The organism is Streptomyces aidingensis, assembly GCF_900112355.1.
Classification (GTDB): Bacteria; Actinomycetota; Actinomycetes; order Streptomycetales; family Streptomycetaceae; genus Streptomyces; species Streptomyces aidingensis.
The window spans coordinates 1-5,346 of the sequence record NZ_FOLM01000037.1 but is presented as its reverse complement, the minus strand read 5'-3'; the positions used below and the strand labels follow the sequence as shown (position 1 = coordinate 5,346).

Annotated in this window: 4 protein-coding genes and 1 pseudogene; all 5 read right to left on the bottom strand. The window is 71.9% G+C overall.

Annotated elements, in window-relative coordinates:
- Nucleotides 1-440 (bottom strand): GTP-binding protein (locus BM242_RS28260; protein WP_093841798.1); only part of this gene is annotated, 440 nt, incomplete at its 3' end.
- Nucleotides 421-951 (bottom strand): DUF742 domain-containing protein, encoded by a 531-nt coding sequence (locus BM242_RS28255; RefSeq protein WP_093841797.1) that lies wholly within the window; start codon nucleotides 949-951, stop codon nucleotides 421-423. The genes BM242_RS28260 and BM242_RS28255, both read right to left, overlap by 20 nt.
- Before the next feature lie 105 nt (nucleotides 952-1,056).
- On the bottom strand, nucleotides 1,057-1,470 hold the full coding sequence (locus tag BM242_RS28250) for a roadblock/LC7 domain-containing protein (RefSeq protein WP_093841796.1): 414 nt from the start codon (nucleotides 1,468-1,470) through the stop codon (nucleotides 1,057-1,059).
- Nucleotides 1,471-1,480: 10 nt separating this feature from the next.
- The gene (locus BM242_RS28245; RefSeq protein WP_245834583.1) at nucleotides 1,481-4,705 is read right to left on the bottom strand and encodes a sensor histidine kinase; all 3,225 of its coding nucleotides are present in this window, start codon (nucleotides 4,703-4,705) and stop codon (nucleotides 1,481-1,483) included.
- Between the two features lie 392 nt (nucleotides 4,706-5,097).
- Nucleotides 5,098-5,346: pseudogene (locus tag BM242_RS28240) on the bottom strand (ATP/GTP-binding protein); the annotation flags it as partial.

Genomic DNA, 5,346 nt, shown 5'->3' with positions numbered 1-5,346 from the left:
TCGAAGCCGTTCAGCGCCACCACGAAGGGCAGCCCGCTGTTCTCGAAGTAGTCCACCGCCGGGAAGCAGTCCGCCAGCCTGCGGGTGTCCACCAGCACCACCGCGCCGATGGCACCGCGGACCAGATCGTCCCACATGAACCAGAACCGGTCCTGACCGGGCGTACCGAACAGGTACAGAATCAGATCCTGGTCCAGCGTGATCCGGCCGAAGTCCATCGCCACCGTGGTGGTGGTCTTGCCCGCCGTGTGGGTCAGATCGTCGATCCCGGCCGAGGCGGACGTCATCACGGCCTCGGTACGCAGCGGATTGATCTCCGACACAGCGCCCACAAACGTGGTCTTGCCCACGCCGAACCCGCCCGCGATCACAATCTTCGCGGACGTGGTCGACCGGGCGGGAGCCGGACCGCCCCCGCCGCTAGAGCTTGCGAAGTCCACTGAGCACCCTTTCGAGCAAAGTCACATCTGGCTGACCGCCCGGGTCACTGCCGTGACCCGGCTGATGAATGGCGACGAGACCCGCCTCGGCCAGATCGGCGACGAGAATACGGGCCACGCCAAGGGGAATGGAGAGGAGTGCGGAGACCTCGGCGACGGACTTGACCTCGTAGCAGAGCTGGCAGATCCGCTGGTGCTCCGGGAGCTGTCCCTGGAGCCGGGCGGGTTCGACACTGGTGGAGACCAGTGCCTCGATCGCCAGCTGGTAGCGCGGCCTGGTCCGGCCGCCCGTCATGGCGTACGGGCGCACCAGCGGCTGCTGCGGCGGCGGAGCCGGTGAGCCGCCGCCGTTCCGGCCGGCCCCGCCCGGCGGCGTGCCGCGCCGGGGCTGGCCGCCGGGGTGCGCTCCGGAGGGTGCCGAAGGGAAGTTGAAGCGGCCGTGCCGGCCGCCGCCACGGTGCGGCCGGCCCGGATTTTCATCGCCGTAGGCACCGGCTGGGGGCGTTGCCACATGTCCTCCTCGACTGCCCTCGGTGGTGCCGCGGATGCCGCACCACTCGCCACGTCGCGTGCTCGCACCTTATGGCGCGGGCGCGCGTTCCGCACGGGGTGTCTGCTAATTGAGCAGGCTCCCCTGGAGCTCGCTGCGGAGCTCCGGGGTGAGGACCGCGCCGGCGCGGTCCACCAACAGGGCCATCTCGTAACCGACAAGGCCGATGTCCGCCTCCGGGTGCGCCAGCACGGCCAGCGAGGACCCGTCGGAGATCGACATGATGAAGAGGAAGCCGCGCTCCATCTCCACCACGGTCTGGTTCACCGGACCGCCCTCGAAGATCCGCGAGGCACCGGCCGTCAGCGAGGTCAGTCCGGAGGCAACCGCGGCCAGCTGATCGGCGCGGTCACGCGGGAACCCCTCGGACATCGCCAGCAGAAGGCCGTCGGCGGAAACCACCACCGTGTGCGACACACCGGGGGTGTTGTCCACAAAACTGGTGATCAACCAGTTCAGGTTCTGCGCCGCCTGGCTCATCGGGCTCACACTAACGCTCCTGATCGTAGGTATTGCCGGGGCCGAAGCCCTGTTGGTCGTTCTTCGGGCGACCGGTGCCGGTGCCGCGCCCCTTGCGCACGCCTCGATGGAGGCTGCTCAGCCGGCCCCGGACGTCCTCCGGGGCACGGGAGATCTGTGGTCCCTCGGTGGCCGGCGCCGGCACCGAGTGCTCGGCGAGATTGGCCCGGGGCACCCGCTTGGGCAGTCCGGAGGAGGTGGTGCCGCCGCTCTGCGAAGCCTCGCGGCGCGGGCCGCGGACCGGCGCCTGGCCGGATGCCTGCTGCACAGCCTCCTCCCGCGGTGTCCGCGCCGATCGCTCCGCCGGCCGCTCCTCGGGCCCGCGCGCGGGCGCACGGCGCGGAAGGCCCGCGCTGGTGGTGCTGCCGGGGCGGCCCGAGACTGGTCCGTCACCGCTGAAGCCTACGCGCTGAGGCGGCCCGGCGGGAGGCGTCGTTCCGGTATCGGCCTGCTGCGATTCGGTCTCGAACGCGCCACGGTTGTCCACGCTCTGCGGGTAGCCGGACTGGTACCCGGGAGCGTGCTGTCCGGCGCCGGCGGGGTCGGCGCCGTAGGGCTGGTCGTGGTAACGCCCGGACGGGAAGGTTCCTTCTGCGTAGCCGGGCTCCGCATAGCCCGCGCCCGCACCCGGGCCCGTACCCGGGCCGGAGCCGTCGGCCGCCCAGCCGGCGGCCGGGGCATGGCCGTCCGGGGAGGGCTGACCGGGGTAGGGCCGGCCGGCGTAGGGCTCGGCCGGTTCACCGTGGCCCGGGCCGGGCTCGCCGGCCGGGCCGTCGGGGAAGGGGGTGGTCTCGTCTCCGTAGGCGGCGTCCACATAGCGGGCGTTGCCGTACGCGGCCTGTGTCTCCGGGTCCATGACGGGCGTCTCGCTCTCCCGCTGCTCCTGTTGCCGTGCCTCCAGCCGGCCCCGCCGCTCCTCGCGCCGCAGCGAACGCCCGACCGGGTCCAGGGCGGCCGGCCGGGACGTGCCCGTGGTGGCGCCCTGCTCGTACCGGCTGTCGTCGAAGCCGAGGTCGGCGGCGGTGGGCTCCAGGCCGATGGGCGGCAGCTCCTCCACGTACGGGCCGTCCGGCACGATCCGGGAGACGGTGAACTCGTCCTCGACCGGCGGCTCCTGGCCGCCGCCGCCATGGGTGATCTCCTCCGGCAGCATGACCAGCGAGGTGGTGCCGGTCTGCTCGCCGGAGGGCCTCAGCTGCACCCGGATGTTGTGCCGGCCGGCCAGCCGGCCGACCACGAACAGACCCATCCGGCGGGAGACCTCGACGTCCACATTGGGCGGGTTGGCCAGCCGGTGGTTGATGTCGGCGAAATCCTCGGCGGTCAGGCCGATGCCCTTGTCGTGGATCTCCACCATGACCCGGCCGTCCGGCAGCCGGGTGGCGGTGACCCGCACCTTGGACTGCGGGGAGGAGAACGCGGTGGCGTTCTCCAGCAGCTCGGCCAGCAGGTGCACCAGGTCGTTGACGACCGCGCCGTGGATCTCGCTCTCGTGGACGCCGGCCAGCTCGATCCGGTCGTAGTCCTCCACCTCGGAGGCGGCGGCGCGGAGCACGTCGATCAGCGGCACCGGCTCGGTCCAGCGGCGGCCCGGCTCCTCACCGGCGAGCACCAGCAGGTTCTCGCCGTTGCGGCGCATGCGGGTGGCCAGATGGTCCAGCCGGAACAGGCTTTCCAGCTGCTCCGGGTCGGCCTCGTTGTTCTCCAGCTCGGTGATCAGGTGGAGCTGGCGCTCGATCAGGCCCTGATTGCGGCTGGAGAGGTTGGTGAAGATCGCATTGACGTTTCCGCGCAGCAGGGCCTGCTCGGCGGCCATCCGGACCGCCTCCCGGTGCACCTGGTCGAAGGCGCGGGCCACCTCGCCCAGCTCGTCGCGGCTGGAGACCGGGATCGGCTGCACCCGGGTGTCGACCCGGCCCGGGTCGGTCCGGGAAAGGTCCTCGACCAGGGCGGGCAGCCTGTTCTCGGCGACCTCCTGGGCGGCGCCGCGCAGCCGCCGCATGTTCAGGGTCATGGAGCGGGCCATCAGCGCGGCCACGACAAAGGCGCTGAGCAGCGCCACCAGCACCAGCGCGGAGTTGGTGATCATGTCGGTGCGGGCCTCGTCCGCGATGGCCTTGGCGTCAGCCACCGCCCGGTCCACCAGCTCCCGTTCCAGCGCCCGGTACGCCTCGAACTCGGCGGTGGTGGCGTTGAACCACACCTCGGGGGTGAGGCCCTGGCGGGCCAGTTCCTCCGGGGTGAAGCGCTGGGAGGCGATGGTCTGCACCATCTCGTCCAGGGTGGGGCCGCCCCCGCGGGCGCCCGCCCGCTGGGCGGTGCCCAGGGCCTCCTCCAGCAGGCCGGCGTCCTCGGGCGTGGCGGCCAGCAGATACTCGCGCTGGGCGATGCCCTCCAGATAGGCGTAGGAGGAGAAGGCCAGGTTCTGCCGGGCCGCGTCCGCCTCGGTGGGGCCCGGGGCGACCAGCAGGTGGATGCCGATGGAACGTTGCAGCGAGCTGGCCGACTTGGCCAGCGAGACGGCGTAGACGGAGCGGCCGTAGGCGGCCTCGTTGCCGGAACCCAGACCCAGCTCGTTGGAGAACGACATCAGCGGGTTCTGGATCTCGACGTAGCCCTCCTCGGACTGCACGCCCTCCATGCCCTCGGTGTAGACGCTCTGCCGCAGGGCGTCCAGCTTGGCCTCGGCGGCGCTGATGATGTCCAGACGGCCGGCCAGACCGGCCCGGTCGGGCATCTCGGCCGCCAGCCGGTCGAAGTCCGCGGCGGCCTGGTCGGTGGCCCGCCGGGCCTCGCTGATCACCGGGTTCTCGGTGTCGCCGGTGAGCAGCGGCTCGGCGGTGACGTCCCGCTCGTGGAGCAGGGCGTGCGCATAGGCGGTGGACGCCTGCACCAGCTCGGCGGTCTGCTGGGCCTCGCGGGCCTCGCGCCAGGTGGAGTAGTGGGTGTTGACCCGCAGTCCGGCGAAGACCAGGGCGACCAGCACGGGTATCAGCAGGATGGCGTTGAGCTTGACCGCCACCCGCCAGTTGCGGGGTTTCCACGGGCTTCCGGACTCCGGGGGAGCCGGCGGCGGCTCGGCGGTGTCGGCCGGGGGACCGGGCACGGCCGGCCGCGGGGTGAAGGCGCCCCGCGCGGCCGTCCGCTGGTTCCCCGACTCCCCCGCTGAGGGGGGAGTCGTCGTACTGCGCCTCACTGGCCTCTCACCTCTCGGCATGCCCCTGGGGGCCGTGACTACTGCTGGGTTCTACGGGAGTCTTCGGATTCCAGCACGTCAGCGCCGCAGTTTCCAATCCCCCGAGCGAGACTTGTCGGGACGGAATAAAGCAACGGAAAACCTGGACATAGCGGAATACAGCCGTCATAAAACCGGCCGCTTGTACGCGGAGGGGAATGAGCCGCTTGCCGCACGTACTCGGCTTCCGCCAATTGCCTGCCGAACTGTTATCAACGAGGTGGCCGGGGCGACGGCGGGTGGCCGGGAACACCCGCGCACGGGGCGCCGCGGGGGCGGGACGAAGCGGCGGACGGCTCCCGTCGCCGGGCGCCGTCCGCCGGTCGTGCCGCAGGGGCCGAGGGCGGGCCGGGCTAGTTCAGCCGGGCCATCAGCGCGTGCTCGACCAGGGTGATCAGGGTGGACTTGGCCTCCGCGCGGTGCCGCGCGTCGGTGGCGATCACCGGGGTGTCCGGGCCGAGTTGCAGGGCCTCGCGGACCTCGTCGGGCTTGTAGGGCTGCCGGCCCTCGAAGCCGTTCAGCGCCACCACGAAGGGCAGCCCGCTGTTCTCGAAGTAGTCCACCGCCGGGAAGCAGTCCGCCAGCCTGCGGGTGTCCACCAG